Below are 15,399 nucleotides of genomic sequence, written 5' to 3'. Positions count from 1 at the left end.
AGTGCGACGGGCATGCAGGGAAATGCCGGGGTGTGCAGGCCGAACGACCTGCCGGGACAGATCGTGCTGGTGCTGCAAGGCGGCGGTGCGCTCGGCGCCTATCAGGCGGGCGTCTACCAGGCCCTGCACGAGGCCGGCATCGAGCCGGACTGGGTGATCGGCACCTCGATCGGCGCGATCAATGCGAGCCTGATCGCCGGCAATTCACCGGAGGTCAGGCTCGCCCGCCTCAAGGAGTTCTGGAAGCGGATGGAGCAGAAGCCGGCCTGGCCTCTCTCGATCGGCATTCCCGGCTTCGACGACACGCTTGCCTATTGGTCGACCATCGCCGGCGGCATTGCCGGCTTCTTCCAGCCCAATCCGCTGGCGCATGCCGGCGAGTCCTTTCCGCTGGGCGCCGATCGCGCCGGCTATTATTCGACTGCGCCGCTGGAGAGCACGCTGGCTGGGCTCGTCGATTTCAGCCTCGCTAATTGCGGTGCGCCGCGCCTCACGGTTGGCGCCGCGCATGTCGGCTCCAGCCAGATGCGCTATTTCGACAGCCGCGACTGCGAGCTGACGGTGAAGCATGTGATGGCTTCGGGCGCGCTGCCGCCGGCCTTTCCGGCGGTGCGTATCGACGGCGAGCTTTACTGGGACGGCGGCATCCTCTCGAACTCACCGACGGAAGCCGTGTTCGACGACAATCCGCGCCGGAATTCGCTGATCTTCTCCGTGCATCTGTGGAATCCCGTTGGCACCGAGCCGACGACGATGGGTGAGGTGCTGACCCGGCACAAGGACGTGCAATATTCCAGCCGGATCGCGAGCCAGATCGAGCGTCAGCAGCAGGCCCATCGCCTGCGCCACGTCATCAACCAGCTGGCGGCGCGATTGCCCGAAGGCGAGCGCGACGATCCCGCGGTCAGGGAGTTGATCGGCTATGGCTGCTCGACGCGCATGCATGTGGTGCGCCTGCTGGCGCCGCAGCTCGATCGCGAGACCCATACCAAGGACATCGACTTCAGCCCCTCAGGCATCAAGCAGCGCTGGGACGCCGGCTATGCGCACACAAGGTCGGTGCTGACGCGCGCGCCGTGGATCGGCGAGTTCGATCCGTTGTCGGGCGTGGTGTTGCACGAGCCCGTCGACGAGATGCCGTTGGCGGCGGAATAGCGGTTCGCTTCATCGAATTGCCACAGGCCTTGTGGATCGTTCTCGCTTCCGCTCGCAGGGTGTCGCAAAGGTGGTCTCGGAAGACGATCTGGAGTCTGCTCTCGACAAGGTGCGGGCTGAAGCCGCAGGGCCGATCGCGGGCGTGTTCGGACCGGGCTCGATGACCTGGCGGATTGACCGGGAGGCGGCCGTCTTTCTCGGCGCCGGCCGCGCGTTGCTGCTGCAACTGGCTCATCCCTGGGTCGCGGCCGCCATCGCCGAGCACTCGACGACCTTTGCCGATCCGATCGGCCGTTTTCATCGCACCTTCGACATCGTCTTTGCGATGGTGTTCGGGTCGCTCGATCGGGCGCTGCTCGCGTCCCGGCAATTGCATCGGCGCCACACCATGATCGTCGGCGAGATGCCCGAGGCCGTCGGTCCGTTCGCGGCGGGCTCGCGCTACTGCGCCAACGACATCCCGTCGCTGCGCTGGGTTCATGCAACGCTGGTCGAGTCGGCGTTGATGGCGCATGATCAGGTTCTGCCGAAGCTCGCGGCGGAGGAGCGCGAGCTTTACTGGACCGAGAGCCGGACGTTTGGCGCCTTGTTCGGATTGACCGGCGATGACCTGCCGGCGGATTGGTCGGCCTTTGCGGCCTACACGGCTTCGATGGCGCAGTCGGAGACGCTGACCGTCAGCGATGCGGCGCGCGAGATCGCGACGCAGATCTTCGCAGGCGCGCGCCCCTGGTTGCGGCCGCCGCGATGGTATCGCGCGCTCACGGCGAAGATGCTGCCGGAGCGCTTGCGCGAGGGTTTTGGGCTCGCGCTCGACGCGCGCGACATGAAGGCCGCCGATGATGCGCTGAGCTGGATAAGGCGCATCTATCCGAAACTGCCGGATCGGCTGCGCTATGCCAGCCCCTATCAGGAAGCGCAGGCCCGGTTACGTGGCGAGCTGCAGCCAGATTGGATGATCCGCGGTCTCAACCGGCTCTGGATCGGACGGCCGCAGATGGATGTGCGCGGGAAGGGGTGATCGCCGTGTCCCGGACAAGCTGCAGCGCGTAGCGCTGCTGCGCAGAGCCGGGACCCAGGAGCCACGAACTCCGTCGCGTCATGGGCCCCGACTCAGCAGCGCACCGTCGAAGAGACGTTGCGCTGCGTCCGGGGCACGAGAGAATGGGCGGCCTCACGCCGTCGCCAGCTTCCGATACAGCTTGCTGTAGCTTCCCGCCGAGATGCTCCACGAGAACGACCGGCCCATGGCACTGCGGCGCATGGTGTCGAGCTGGTCCTGGGCCATGAACGCCTCGAAGGCGCGGCGCACGCCGCCGAGGAAGGACTCGTGCGAGGGGCGTGAGAACAGGAAGCCGGTCTCGCCGTCGGTGATGGTCTCGGCGAGGCCGCCGGTCTGGTGGCCGATCGGCAGCGAGCCGAAGCGCTGGGCGTACATCTGGCTGAGGCCGCACGGCTCGAACCGTGACGGCATCAAGGTGAAATCGCTGCCGGCGAAGATGCGGCGGGCCTGCGCGTCGTTGAAGCCGATCGCAACGCCGATGGCGTCGGGGCGGCGGCGATGCGCGTCGATCAGCGCCTGCTCGAGTGCCGGCTCACCGGAGCCGGTGACAACGATCTGTCCGCCGGCGTCGATGATCTCGTCGGCGGCCGACAGCACGAGGTCGATGCCCTTCTGGTGCACGAGGCGCGCGACGATGCCGAACATCGGCCCGCGCGAGACCGCCAGGCCGAACTGCTTGCGCACGTAGTCCGCATTGGCCTTCTTGCCGACCCAGTCGCCGGCGCCGAATTGTTGGGCGAGCTGGGCGCAGGAGCGCGGGTCCCAGCTCTCGTCGATGCCGTTGAGGATGCCGGTGAGCTCGGACGCATCCGAACGGACGCGCAAGAGGCCTTCGAGGCCGCAGCCGAATTCCTCGGTCGTGATCTCGCGCGCATAGGTGCCGCTGACGGTGGTGAGGTGCGAGGCGTAGACCAGGCCTGCCTTGAGAAAGGAGAGCTGGTCGTAGAACTCGACGCCGTCGATGTGGAAGGAGCTTTCGGGGACGCCGATCCGCCGCAGCGCCTCCTTTGGGAAGAGACCCTGATAGGCGAGGTTGTGGATGGTCAGGATCGACGGCAGCTTGGCGCCCTGCCAGGCGAGGTAGGCCGGCACGAGCGCGGCCTGCCAGTCATTGGCATGGATCAGGTCTGCTGCCCAATTCTTGTCCAGCTTGCCCATGGCAAGCTCAGCGGCAGCCGAAGCAAAGCGCGCGAAGCGGATGTCGTTATCGGGCCAGTCGCGCCCCGACTCGTCACCATAGGGGTTGCCGGGACGATCGTAGAGCTGTGAGCACAACAGCACATAGACCGGCATTCCGTCCTTGGTCGCGGCCCGTCCAAGCGAGCAAGCCGGCATCTCCGCAAATGCCGGGCAGCGTCCAACGATCTGAATATGCGTGAGTTGCTCGATGATGTCGCGATAGCCGGGCAGCATGATCCGGATATCGGCGAAGGGCCGGAGCGCTCTCGGAAGTGCAGCGGAAACGGCACCAAGCCCGCCGACGCGGACAAAGTCGTCCATCTCTGTCGTAACGAATAAGACCCTCAAGAACTGATGCCCTCTTCCGATCCCGATTGCTGCTATGCAAGATCGGGTCCAGTTACCCCTGGTAATCTCAAGCCCCCCGCGAGACGCACCTGTTCGGTAAAGACTTTCCTACTCAGGCGCCGCCATCTAGGGTCGGCGCACCAACAAGAGAGAAGAACGATAGTTCCTAATGGACTCGAGGACTCGGCAGGGGCACGCATGCAGCTAGCAGATAAGCATGAGGGGACGACGACAAAGGCCTTCGCAGGGCTCAGGGTCCTGGATTTTTCGACCACCATCGCCGGTCCCCATTGCGCGCGGATGCTGGCCGACATGGGTGCCGAGGTCATCAAGATCGAGACCGACGAGGGCGAGACGATGCGGACGCGGCCGCCGCTGCGCAACGGCCACAGCACCGTGTTCGGCCAGCTCAATGTCGGCAAGAAGAGCGTGGTGCTCGACCTCAAATCCGAGGACGGACGGGAGGCGGTGCGGCGTCTGGTCGCGACCGCAGACATCCTGGTCGAGAATTTTCGTCCGGGCGTGATGCGCCGGCTGCGGCTTGACGATGACAGCCTCCGCCCGGTCAATCCCAGGCTGATCTACTGCTCGATCTCGGGTTACGGCCAGACCGGTCCCTCCGCCGAGCTGCCGGCCTACGCACCGGTGATCCATGCGGCCTCCGGCTACGACATGGCGCATCTTGCCTACCAGCCCGGCCGCAACAGGCCGGACTATTGCGGCATCTACCATGCCGATGTCGTCACCGGCACCTACGGTTTCGGCGCGATCGCATCTGCGCTCTATCAGCGCAGCGTGACCGGGCTCGGCCAGCACATCGATGTCTCCATGCTGGAGTCGATGCTCACGCTGACGGTCATCGAATTGCAGAGCTCGCAATTTTCGATCAAGGCGCCGCCGCGGCCGATGTTCGGCCCGACCGAGACGGCCAATGGTTACGTCATGATCACGGTGGCCAGCGAGAAGATCTTTCAGGCTTTGATGGGCGTGATCGGCCGCCCCGAATGGATATCCGATCCGCGCTTCTCGTCTTATGCCCCGCGGCGCGAGCATTGGGCCGACATGATGGATGCCGTTGAGACCTGGTCGAAGCGGCTTACGACGGATGCATGCCTCGTGGCCTTGAGCGCCGCCGGCGTGCCGGCCTCGGCCTATCGCAGCATCAAGGAAGCCCTCGATGATCCGCAGCTCGCGCACCGGCAGGCGCTTTCGTCCGTGGAGGATGGCGGCGGCTCGTTCAAGGTCCTTAATCTGCCCTTCCGGATGACGGGCGCCGACACGAGGCCGAGCAAGACGATCGCGGCGCTTGGCGAGCATACGGACGAACTTCGCAACGAGATTGGCATCCCCAATGATGCGACAATTCCGTCAGGCAGAACCGTTGCGCAAGGCTGAAGGCCGGTCTCGCGTTTGTCTCGCCCCGCCGCCCATGGCATGGTGGCGTGGCAACAAGCATGCCGGGAGAACGCCATGAAGAGTTTCAAGGTCGCCGATTTCAAGGCGCCGCTGCAGGAGTTCGACGAGGCGACGCCGCAGCCCACGGGCACGCAGGTGCTGATCAAGGTCAAGGCCGCCGGCGTCTGCCACAGCGACCTCCACATCTGGGAGGGCGGCTACGATCTCGGCCATGGCCGCAAGCCGCTGTCGCTGAAAGACCGCGGCATCAATCTGCCGCTGACCATGGGCCACGAGACCGTCGGCGAAGTCCTGGCGTTCGGCCCCGACGTGAAGCCGACCGACCAGGGCGATCTCAGGCTTGGCGATGTCGGCCTGGTCTATCCCTGGATCGGCTGCGGCAAGTGTGCGACGTGCCTCGCCGGCGACGAGAACATGTGCCTGACGCCGCGCTCGCTCGGCGTCTATTGCGACGGCGGCTATTCCGATCACATGCTGGTGCCGCATCCGCGCTATCTGCTCAACCTGAAGGGGCTCGATCCTGCTTCGGCTGCGCCCTATGCCTGCTCGGGCGTCACCACCTTCAGCGCGCTGAAGAAGGTCGAGCAGCATTTTGACACACCGATCGTGATGTTCGGCGCCGGCGGCCTTGGCCTGATGGCGCTGTCGCTGCTGAAGGCGATGGGCGGCAAGGGCGCGATCATGGTCGACATCGACGCCAGGAAACGCGAAGCCGCCGAGAAGGCCGGCGCGCTCGCAACGGTCGATCCCAAGGCCCCGGATGCGCTGGAGCAGTTGGCCAAGAAGGCGGGCGGCCCGATCCGCGCCGTGATCGACCTCGTCGGCAATGCCGCAACGACTCAGCTCGGCTTCGACTGCCTCACCAAGGGCGGCAAGCTCGTCATCGTCGGTCTGTTCGGCGGCGGCGCGACCTGGGCGCTGCCGCTGATTCCGATCAAGGCCGTGACGATCCAGGGCAGCTATGTCGGCAACCTGCGCGAGACGCAGGAGCTGCTCGACCTCGTGCGGGCCAAGAAGATCCCGCCGATCCCGGTAACGACGGCGCCGCTCAGCAAGGCCAACGACGCGCTGGTGCAGTTGCAGCAGGGCGCGGTGGTCGGGCGCACGGTGCTGACGCCATAGTAACGACTCTCTCAACCGTCATTGCGAGCGCAGCGAAGCAATCCAGATTGTCTCCGCAAATAGTTCTGGATTGCTTTGCTGCGCTCGCAACGACGACGTGGCTGACTCCCTTCCTTGAGGCTTCTGAATGTCCGCAAACAACGCCTTCCACATTGCCGTGCTCGCCGGTGACGGCATCGGTCCCGAAGTCATGGCGCCCGCACTCGAGGTGCTGCGCAAGATCGAGACGAAGTCGGGCCTCAGCTTCCGCTTCACCGAGGCGCCCGCCGGCGCCAACAATTATCTCGCCACCGGCAAGTCGATGCCCGATACGACCATCAAGCTGTGCGAGGAGGCCGACGCCATCCTGCTCGGGGCCTGCGGCCTGCCGTCGGTGCGCTATCCTGACAATACCGAGATCGCGCCGCAGATCGAGCTGCGCTTCATCTTCGATCTCTATGCCGGCGTGCGGCCCGCACGCCTGATCCCGGGCGTGCCGAGCCCGATCGTCGGTGCCGACAAGCGGGGCATCGATCTCGTCGTGATCCGCGAGTCCACCGAGGGTCTGTTCGCCTCGATGGGCAAGGGCGTCGTTACGCATGACGATGCGCGCGAGACCATGGTGATCACGCGCCGGACGTCCGAGCGGCTGTTCGAGTTCTCGTTTCGGCTGGCCGAGCGGCGCAAGGCGCGTGGCAGGCCGGGAAGCCTCGCCTGTGTCGACAAGGCGAACGTGTTCAAGGCCTTTGCGTTCTTCCGCGGTATCTTCGACGAGATCGCCAAGAAGCATCCTGACGTGACGACCGATCGGCTCTATGTCGATGCCTGTGCGGCGATGCTGGTCAAGCGTCCCTGGGATTTCGACGTGATGGTGATGGAGAACATGTTCGGCGACATCGTCTCCGACATCACCGCGAGCCTGATCGGCGGCCTCGGCATGGCGCCGTCGGCCGACATCGGCGACAAATACGCGGTATTCCAGCCCTGCCACGGCACGGCGCCCGACATCATGGGGCAGGGCAAGGCCAATCCCACCGGCATGATCCTGTCGGCGGCGATGATGCTGGACTGGCTCGCCGACAAGCACGGTATCGAGAGCGCGGTGGAAGCCGGCGAACGAATCGAGCGCGCGGTGGATCAGGTCTATGCCGGCGGTCTCAAGCCGATGGAGTTCGGCGGCAGCAACGGCACGGCTGATATCACGAAGGCGGTGCTGGGCGCGCTATAGCAAGGGCGATCGGAAAAAGGGGCCTTGCGGCCCCTTCGTCATTTACCAGCGGCGCCAGTGGCGATGGCCCCAGCCCCACGGACGCGCACCGTAAAACCGGCGCGGGCCGTAATAGCCATAGGCGCCGTAATAGTTCGGACGCCACCAGCAGCGGCCCCAGGCGTTGCAGACCATGCGTACCTGATCGACATGCGCGGCCGGACCGCCGGCGACCTGATCGGCCTGCGGAATGCCGTTCGGCATCGCCGCCAGCGCTTGTCCCGACGCCAGCGCGACGCTGCCGAGCGCAGCCAGACCAAGAACGGCAAGTTTGAGTTTCATCGCGATCTCCCTCGTTGGTGGCGGGAGAACTTTTGGTGGATCGACTGGTTGCTATCGCGGCCAACCGGCCGAGGAATTTAATCTTCCTGAATGAAAGTTCAGGTTGGTTGGAGTTCCTTGTGCGCATGATCTCTCCACCTCGTCATTGCGAGCGCAGCGAAGCAATCCAGGATCTTCTCTGCGGAAGGGTTCTGGATTGCTTCGTCGCAAGGGCTCCTCGCAATGACGGAGGCGAGAATGGTGCGCTCTTAACGACCCGAGCGATCACTTCCCCTGGAACTGTGGCTTGCGCTTTTCCATGAAGGCCTGGCGGCCTTCGCGGAAATCGGCGCTGTCCATGCAGGCGGCGCCGATCGCCTTGATCGCGCCGATGTCGCGTGCGCTTTCGTCTTTCAGCACCTCGGCGATGGTGATCTTGGCGGCCTTGATCGCAAGCGGCGCGTTCTGCGAAATCGTCAGCGCGATGGCCATGGTCTCGCCCCAGAGCTGGTCGTCAGGGATCACGCGTTCGACGAGGCCGATGCGCAGCGCCTCGGTGGAATCGATGCGCATGCCGGTGTACATCAAAAGCCGCGCCCAGGACGGGCCAACCAGCGACACCAGGTGCTTCAAGCCGTCATAGCCATAGGCGCGGCGATGCGGATGTCGGCGAGCATCGCGACCTGCATGCCGCCGCCGAGGCAGAAGCCCTGGATGCAGGCAATCGTCGGCTTGGGGTAGTCGGCGAGCAGCGCGCGCTGGGCGGCGCTGCGTTTGCCGTATTCCTCGGACGCCGCCGCATTGTGCCTGACCTTCTCGAACTGGCTGATGTCGGCACCCGACACGAACGCCTTGCCGCCGGCTCCGCGCAGGATCACGACGCGCACCGTATCGTCGTCGCGCAACGCCGTCAGCGCCTCGCCAAATCCCTCCCACATCTCCAGCGACATCGCGTTGCGCTTATCGGGATTGTTGAAGGTGATGATTCCGACGCCGTCGGTCACCTGCTTGAGGATCTTGCCGTCGGCGTAGGGAGTGTGTTGGGACAGATCAGGCATCGCGCGCTCGCTTGTCGTTTGGCGAGGCGCAATGTGCTGTCAGGCCGAGGCCCGGGTCAATCGCAGCAGGGCAGGGGAATCCGCATCCGCCCGTGCTGCGATTGCATGCCTACTGCGCCATATGCGCGGTCAGCGGATGGTTGCCGGCATTGCTGAAGAACGCCGCCTCTTCCGCGGTCGCTTCCAGCAGCTGCTCGTCCTGGTTATAGACGTCGCTGCGGAACTGGATGGTCTGGTCCTTCGTCATCCAGGCCGTGAGATAGACCCAGGCCACCGGCACCTTCCTGGCCATGGCGACTTCCTGGTGCTGGCCGGTGGCGATCTCCGCGTCAATCGCGGCGCGGGTCCATGTCGGCTGGTCCTTGAGCAGCCAGGCGGCGAGATCGCGCACATTGTCGACGCGGGAGCAGCCGTGGGAATCGAAGCGGTAGTCGTCGCTGAACAGGCTGCGCTGGTTGGTGTCGTGCATGTAGACCGAATAGGAGTTCGGCATGTCGATCTTCACCGCGCCGAGCGCGTTGAAGCTGCCGTTCTGCTGGCGCACCGTGAAGTTCGGCGTGTGCGTGCCCGACCAGTCGACCGAATGCGGATCGATCGGATTGTCGTGGGCGTCGAGCACCTCCATGTGCATGCGCGACAGGTAGGTCGGGTCCTTGCGCATATGCGCGGAGATCTCGGTCTTGGCGATCGAGGACGGCACCGTCCAGGTCGGGTTGAGCACTACGCCGGTGATCTGGGCCGTCAGCGTCGGCGAGGGTTTTTCGGTCTTGCCGACGATGACGCGATAGCGGCGCACCACGACGTCGTTCTCGACCGCTTCGGCAAAGGCAGCGGGAATGTTGACCACGACATAGCGCGGGCCGAAGGAGAAATTCGTGTTCTCGAGCCGCTCGAGCGAGGCCTCGAGCTGGCGGATGCGCTTCTGCACGGGGACGTTCATCGCCGCGAGCGTACGCGGCGTCATCAGGCCGGTCGGCGCAAGACCGTGGCGGGCCTGGAAGCGTTTCACGCCGTCCGCCAGATCCTGGTCGAAGGCGCCGCTCGCCTTGTCGGCCGCGAGGTCACCGGTGAGGATCAGTCGTTTGCGCAGGAGATCGTCATTGGCGCCCCGGACGCCGAGCGCGAATTTGGCGTCCGCGGGGATCGTCGGCCAGCCGCCGCGCACTGCGAGGTCGGAATAGCTCAGCGCCGCGTCCTTGATACGCTGGGCGGTGCCCTCGTCAAAGGTCGGCTCATGCGTCAGCGCGAGCGCCGCGGCGGAGCGGCTCTCGGCGGTCGACGCCGGGGCGACTGCGGCTTTCGGCGCGGCGGCATGAGCCGGGTTGGCGGTTGCCGGCACTGCACCGGACGGGGCGGCAGGTTTGGGGCCGGCCTGGCCCGTGGTCTCGGACTGCGCGGACGCGCTGGCGAGCAGGCCCGTCGCGAACAGATTCACGGCAATGATCACGGCATGGCGTTTCGACATTTGTCTGGTTTTCCCCATGAGGACGAGGCCCGCAACGGGCGCTCGCATCGGCGCGTCCCGTCAGCCCACGCGGCCTGGCGCCGATTCGCTGAAATCGGCGGCACGCTAGGGCATCAGGGTTGCGGTCCCATTAAGCGCGGCACATCGGGCCCCCGCGCGTTCAGCGCGGGGGCTCTCGACTTGGTCGCAGCAGGCTGGGCACGGGTTCGCGAAATCAGCGATCAATGGCCGCCGATTGCCGATGAAAATGCCAGAAAAAATGGGGCGGCGAGGCCGCCCCGAAAAACCGTGACCGCACGCAGACCGCGCGCAGGCCAGATCCGATCCCGTCAGATCGGGTCCGTCAGTCCAGTCCAATCCGGCCACGCCCCCGTGACGTGGCGGATTGAACATCGGCCATGCAGGCCAGACCGCAGGTCGGCTCAGCTTTCGTTCGCTGCGATCGATTCCATCAGCGAGACGAGCTGACGCTGCACCGTCTGATCCTTGATCTTGCTGTAGGCGCGCAGCAGGCGGAGGCTGAAAGCCGAATCCAGGAACAGGAGGCTTTCGACTTCGCGAGCCTTGTTGTCGCCGTCATAGAAGAAGGTCACGGGCACGTCGAGGGCGGAGGCGATCTGCTGAAGCCGAGCCGCGCCGACGCGATTGACGCCCTTCTCGTATTTCTGCACCTGCTGGAAGCTCACGCCGAGCTTTTCGCCGAGCTCAGCCTGCGAGATCTTCATCTCGACGCGCCGCAAGCGAATCCGCTTGCCAAGCTCGATGTCCGGCTTGCCGGCACTGCGCTGCTTCATTCTCTTCGCCGCTGCTTTCATTTTAGTTTTCACCTTTGTTCTTCGGTTGAAAATCCCCCGAAGAGCTGGGTCAGGGGTTCGCCCATATACGAGTCCTTGAATTCATGCGGATGCACGAATTCCTCCTTAAACCACGGGAAGCGAGCCGGATTGAAAGCATCGATCAGCCAGTCAATCATGTGCCGCACGCGGGGAATCCGGCCGCTACCGGGATGGTAGGACAACCAGATATCCAGCGGTCGGTTCAATTCGACCTCCAGTGGAATCAACTTCCCGCCAAGCGCAATGGCATAACTCGGGAAGACACCGATCCCGGCGCCGTTCGCGACCGCCCAGTAGTTGGCGCTTGAGACGTTGGTCTTCATGACCAGGAGGTCACGTTCCTGAACGCCCGGGAAGAAGCTCTCAAAGGTTTCCTTGGCGGCGAGCTGGTCGGCGAATTGCAGCACCAGGCGGTGCTTGACCAATTCGTGGGCCGAGCGCGGCGTGCCGTATTTCTCAAGGTATTTTTCGGAGGCCCAGAACATCAGATGCATGCGGCCGAGCCGCACCAGCTTGACGTCGAGGGCCGAGGGCCGCGACAGGTGGATGGCGACGTCGGCCTCGTGCCTGCTGACGTCGGCCGACCGCATCGCGCAATGCAAATCGACCAGCACATTCGGATAGGCCTGCTGGAATTCGACCAGCCGCGGAGCGAGCCAGAACGTCCCCAATCCTTCGGTGACGGCGACGCGGACCTCGCCGGTGAGGGCGTTGGCGGCGGAATCGCTGGTGCGCAGCACGTCGAAGGCCGCCGCCTCCATGCGTTCGACGGCGGACACCACCATCGCGCCTTCATCGGTCAGATGGGTGCCGTGGACGTCACGGGTAAAAAGCGTCGTGCCGGTCTGGCGCTCGAAATCATCGATTCGGCGCCGGACAGCGTTGATCGACAACGACAAGCGTTCGGCCGCCGAGCGGAAACTGCCGCATCGAACGACTTCCAGGAAAATGCGGGCCGCGTCCCAATCGGACAGGCCGCTGATATTGGTTTTTAGGCGTTCCTCCAGAGGAACGCCCCTTTCCGCCAAGGAGTGCATACAAGTCCCTTCGGACCGCTAAACTGGCAGAATCTAGCGCAAACCACAACCACGACGGGTTGGGGAACGGTGAGTTTTGAACGCCATACTTACCGCGCCCGATATGGTATTGGAGTGTTGCTAGCGTTGGGAATCGGGCAAATTGTTGCTCGGAAGAGGGGTAGTTGTGCGTTCCGTTGCGAGCCTTGCTGTGGCTGCGGGATTGCCGGGTCCATGTGGACCTCAGGACGGCGTGAGAGCCGACGCGCGTTCCCGTGAAATGGATCGATCATACCTCGCCAAGCGTTTCATCTTCGACCGTTCCGACTTGCTTGGCCGTTCAGACTTGCGCCGCCGAGCAATGCCGTCGGGAACCGCAGTTTCGACGCAGAAACACATTGAAATCGTATTCGAGGGCTCGGATTCCTCGTGCTATCCTTCGCGCGCTTTGGGGGCCGAGGGCATCGTTTCAAGCACGTCTCGCAGCCCGAAATAACGGAAAGAACGCCGGTGTCGCATACAGACGAACAATTGCAGTCGGTGCTCGAAACGCTCGAGGAGTGCCGCAAGGTTCTGAACGAGAGCAACAGCCGTGAGTCGGCCGAGTTGCTCTCGATCGTCATCCTCGATGTCAGGATGAAGCTCAAAGGAATTGACAGCGCCGACCTCAAGGCCCTGTGCGACGAAATGTTGCGGAGCGCTGCCAGCGAGCCGCTGCCCCCCTCCAAGCAGACGCAGGACCAGCCCCGGCGTCCGCTGCTCCGCGTGGTGAAGTAGCCACGCCGCCGAATCTCGCTTTTTGGCGAGATTTGTGCGCGTCCCGATGCCGCATCTGTGATCACAGAGGGCATCGGGAGGAGCCCTGGTTTGATCGCGCCTCTGTTGCGCATTCCCCGCCATCGGCTACACCAGAGCCGGTGCGGCGCCGGCCCCGCGCGCATTCCCCGCGCGCAGCTTGGCGGTCGCGGATGGTTCTGATTGCATCATGCAAAATGTTTCGATTCCCGCGGCGATGATTGCCGGTCTCGTCAGCTTCCTCTCGCCCTGCGTCCTGCCCCTGGTCCCGCCCTATCTGATCTATCTCACCGGCGCCACGATCGAGCACGTCGAGAGCGACGAACCGACTGCCGCTTCGAAGCGCGCGATCATGATGTCGGCGCTGCTGTTCGTGCTCGGCTTCTCCACGGTGTTCGTGGCGCTCGGCGCCAGCGCCTCGCTGATCGGCTCCCTGATCCGCGCCTGGTCGGCGGAATTGTCGATCCTTGCCGGCGTCGTCATCATCCTGATGGGCCTGCACTTCCTCGGGCTGACACGCATCGGCTTCTTGATGCGTGAAGGCCGGCTCCCGATCCCGAAGCCGGTCGGGCTCTGGGGCGCCTATATCATGGGGTTGGCCTTCGCGTTCGGCTGGACGCCGTGCATCGGTCCGATCCTCGCCGCGATCCTGTCGATCGCGGCGACCGAGACGACGGTGACGAAGGGCGCAGGGCTGCTCGCGGTCTATTCGGCGGGCCTCGGAATTCCGTTCCTGATCGCGGCGCTGATGATCGAGCAGTTTTCAAAACTGTTCGCGCGCATGAAGGGCCACCTCGTCAATGTCGAGCGTGCCATGGGCGTGCTGATGATCATCACCGGCGTCGGCTTCCTCACCGGTGCGGTCTCGAATGTCAGCATCTGGCTGCTGGAGACGTTCCCGGCGCTGCAGACGATCGGGTAGGACTTCCGCGACGACGGCGCTTCCGATGCGCCCGCTCACCGCGTCTCGTCCAGCGCGCAGACCACCGTGCAGACGACGCCGCGTGGCAGGAAGTCGACGGTTGCCTCGCCGCCGAGCTGGTCGCGCGCGCTGCGCTCGATCAGGCGCGAGCCGAAGCCGCGCCGCACCGGCTCCGTCACCGGGGGGCCGCCGCTCTCGGTCCAGATCAGCCGCAGCCGCGGCTTCGGTGCATCGGCGATGACCTCCCAGTCCAGCGTCACCCGGCCGGTCTCGTTGGAGAGTGCGCCGTACTTCGCGGCGTTGGTGGCGATCTCGTGCACGATCATCGACAGCACGACGGCAAGCCGCGGCGACAGCGGTACCGCGGGCCCGGTCATGCGGATGCGGTCGGGATTGGCCAGCAGGAACGGCTGGAGCGCGCGCGCGATCACGTCCCGCAGCTCCGAGCCCGCCCATTTCTCCTGACTGAGCAGATTGTGCGCTTCGGCGAGCGCACTGAGGCGTCCCTCGAATTTGGTCCGTTCGTCGCGGCTGGCGCTGCGAAATGTCTGCACCGCGATCGCCTGCATCAGGGCCAGCGTGTTCTTGACGCGATGGTTGAGCTCATCGATCAACAGATTGTGCAGCATCTCGCCGCGCGCGATCGTGGTCGCCATCCTGACGGCGAAGGTGAGGCCGATCAGCAACAGCACGCCGCCGATCAGGCTCGTGATCGCGATGTTGCGCCAGAGCGGGGCGATCAGCGAGTTCTCGGCGACGCCGGCGACGACCGTCCAGCCGGTCAGATGCGATCGGGTATAGGCGGAGGACAGGGCGATGCCGTCGAGCGAAACGGTCGAGAGGGAAGCTTCCGAGGTGCGCGACATGCTATCGTACAGTGCGCCCGAGGCTCTCTTGCCGAAGGTCTCGGTCGGGTTGGGAGTCCGGGCAAACACGAAGCCTTTAGCGTCCAGCAGCGATACGGTCCATCGATCGTTCGGCCGCTGTTGTTCGACGAGTTTCTGGAATGTCCCGATGGGCGGACTGAACGAAAGCGAATAGACGACTTCACCATTGCGCAGCACAGGCACTTCGACGGTCACAATGGGCCGCTTCTTGGTCGAGCCGATGAACAGATCGGAATATTGCGGGGTCTTGCTCGCGAAGACCCGCTCGACGATCTCGTGGTTGTTGCGCAGAGGCAGGTTTGCCGTTTCGGTCGTGACCGTCGAGAACAGCTGGCGCCCAGACCTGTCGGCCAGCAGCAGAATGCTGTCTTCGCCATATTGGCTGATGAAGCCGACGGCCAATCGGCGGAAGCCGTCGAAGTCTCCGTTGCGCAGGGAATCGCTGAGCGCGAGAACTTGCAGCGCGCCCGTCATCCGCTGCACCTCCGAGTCGAGCACGAGGCGCATGCTTCGCACCGTCTCGAGCACCCGTCGCGTCGCCTCGCTGCGGTCCTGGCGGTAGTTGGAATAAGCGAGACCGACCGCGAAGACGATCAACGGCAACATCGTTCCCGTGACCAAGAGAGCGAG

The 15,399-nt window shown here is 64.6% G+C and carries 13 protein-coding genes and 1 pseudogene; 7 read left to right on the top strand and 7 right to left on the bottom strand.

Annotated features, from left to right (window positions below):
* Window positions 1-12: 12 nt before the first annotated feature.
* Both XH91_RS25165 and XH91_RS25160 read left to right on the top strand, forming a co-directional pair.
* Window positions 13-1,155, top strand: coding sequence for a patatin-like phospholipase family protein (locus XH91_RS25165; protein ID WP_128953079.1), 1,143 nt, complete (start codon window positions 13-15; stop codon window positions 1,153-1,155).
* A gap of 70 nt (window positions 1,156-1,225) precedes the next feature.
* Window positions 1,226-2,176 carry an oxygenase MpaB family protein gene (locus XH91_RS25160; protein ID WP_164933789.1) on the top strand — a complete coding sequence of 317 codons (951 nt, stop codon included), beginning with the start codon at window positions 1,226-1,228 and terminating at the stop codon, window positions 2,174-2,176.
* Window positions 2,177-2,329: 153 nt separating this feature from the next.
* On the opposite strand, the gene glgA is transcribed toward XH91_RS25160, so the two are convergent.
* On the bottom strand, window positions 2,330-3,718 hold the full coding sequence (gene glgA / locus XH91_RS25155; RefSeq protein ID WP_245470846.1) for a glycogen synthase GlgA: 1,389 nt from the start codon (window positions 3,716-3,718) through the stop codon (window positions 2,330-2,332).
* A 225-nt stretch (window positions 3,719-3,943) separates the two neighbouring features.
* Here glgA and XH91_RS25150 point away from each other — a divergent pair, with 225 nt between their 5' ends.
* From XH91_RS25150 to XH91_RS25140, 3 genes are all read left to right on the top strand, one after another.
* On the top strand, window positions 3,944-5,140 hold the full coding sequence (locus tag XH91_RS25150) for a CaiB/BaiF CoA transferase family protein (RefSeq protein WP_128953077.1): 1,197 nt from the start codon (window positions 3,944-3,946) through the stop codon (window positions 5,138-5,140).
* Window positions 5,141-5,215: 75 nt separating this feature from the next.
* Complete coding sequence (locus XH91_RS25145) at window positions 5,216-6,283, top strand: alcohol dehydrogenase (RefSeq protein ID WP_128953076.1); 1,068 nt, start codon at window positions 5,216-5,218, stop codon at window positions 6,281-6,283.
* Between the two features lie 127 nt (window positions 6,284-6,410).
* Complete coding sequence (locus XH91_RS25140; RefSeq protein WP_128953075.1) at window positions 6,411-7,490, top strand: isocitrate/isopropylmalate dehydrogenase family protein; 1,080 nt, start codon at window positions 6,411-6,413, stop codon at window positions 7,488-7,490.
* Between the two features lie 42 nt (window positions 7,491-7,532).
* Here the strand turns inward: XH91_RS25140 and XH91_RS25135 are convergent, their stop codons facing one another.
* The 5 genes and pseudogenes from XH91_RS25135 to XH91_RS25115 form a co-directional block, all read right to left on the bottom strand.
* Window positions 7,533-7,811, bottom strand: a complete 279-nt coding sequence (locus XH91_RS25135; RefSeq protein WP_128953074.1) for a hypothetical protein — start codon at window positions 7,809-7,811, stop codon at window positions 7,533-7,535.
* 264 nt (window positions 7,812-8,075) lie between these two features.
* A pseudogene (locus XH91_RS25130) lies at window positions 8,076-8,848 on the bottom strand (enoyl-CoA hydratase).
* A 109-nt stretch (window positions 8,849-8,957) separates the two neighbouring features.
* Entirely contained in the window at window positions 8,958-10,313 is a 1,356-nt protein-coding gene (locus XH91_RS25125; protein WP_128953073.1) for a L,D-transpeptidase family protein, read from the bottom strand.
* Between the two features lie 422 nt (window positions 10,314-10,735).
* Complete coding sequence (locus tag XH91_RS25120) at window positions 10,736-11,107, bottom strand: helix-turn-helix domain-containing protein (RefSeq protein ID WP_020608151.1); 372 nt, start codon at window positions 11,105-11,107, stop codon at window positions 10,736-10,738.
* A gap of 29 nt (window positions 11,108-11,136) precedes the next feature.
* Entirely contained in the window at window positions 11,137-12,186 is a 1,050-nt protein-coding gene (locus XH91_RS25115; protein WP_128953072.1) for a LysR family transcriptional regulator, read from the bottom strand.
* Between the two features lie 489 nt (window positions 12,187-12,675).
* Between XH91_RS25115 and XH91_RS25105 the strand changes: the two genes are divergently transcribed.
* Window positions 12,676-12,942 (top strand): hypothetical protein, encoded by a 267-nt coding sequence (locus tag XH91_RS25105; RefSeq protein WP_128953071.1) that lies wholly within the window; start codon window positions 12,676-12,678, stop codon window positions 12,940-12,942.
* 208 nt (window positions 12,943-13,150) lie between these two features.
* On the top strand, window positions 13,151-13,882 hold the full coding sequence (locus tag XH91_RS25100; RefSeq protein WP_128953070.1) for a cytochrome c biogenesis CcdA family protein: 732 nt from the start codon (window positions 13,151-13,153) through the stop codon (window positions 13,880-13,882).
* Between the two features lie 35 nt (window positions 13,883-13,917).
* On the opposite strand, the gene XH91_RS25095 is transcribed toward XH91_RS25100, so the two are convergent.
* A complete protein-coding gene (locus tag XH91_RS25095; RefSeq protein ID WP_128954985.1) occupies window positions 13,918-15,375 on the bottom strand; it encodes a sensor histidine kinase in 1,458 nt (485 codons plus the stop codon).
* Window positions 15,376-15,399: the final 24 nt, after the last annotated feature.

This window comes from Bradyrhizobium guangzhouense, assembly GCF_004114955.1.
Lineage (GTDB): Bacteria > Pseudomonadota > Alphaproteobacteria > Rhizobiales > Xanthobacteraceae > Bradyrhizobium > Bradyrhizobium guangzhouense.
Note: the sequence above shows the minus strand (reverse complement) of the source record. Positions and strands in the feature narration are given on the sequence as shown.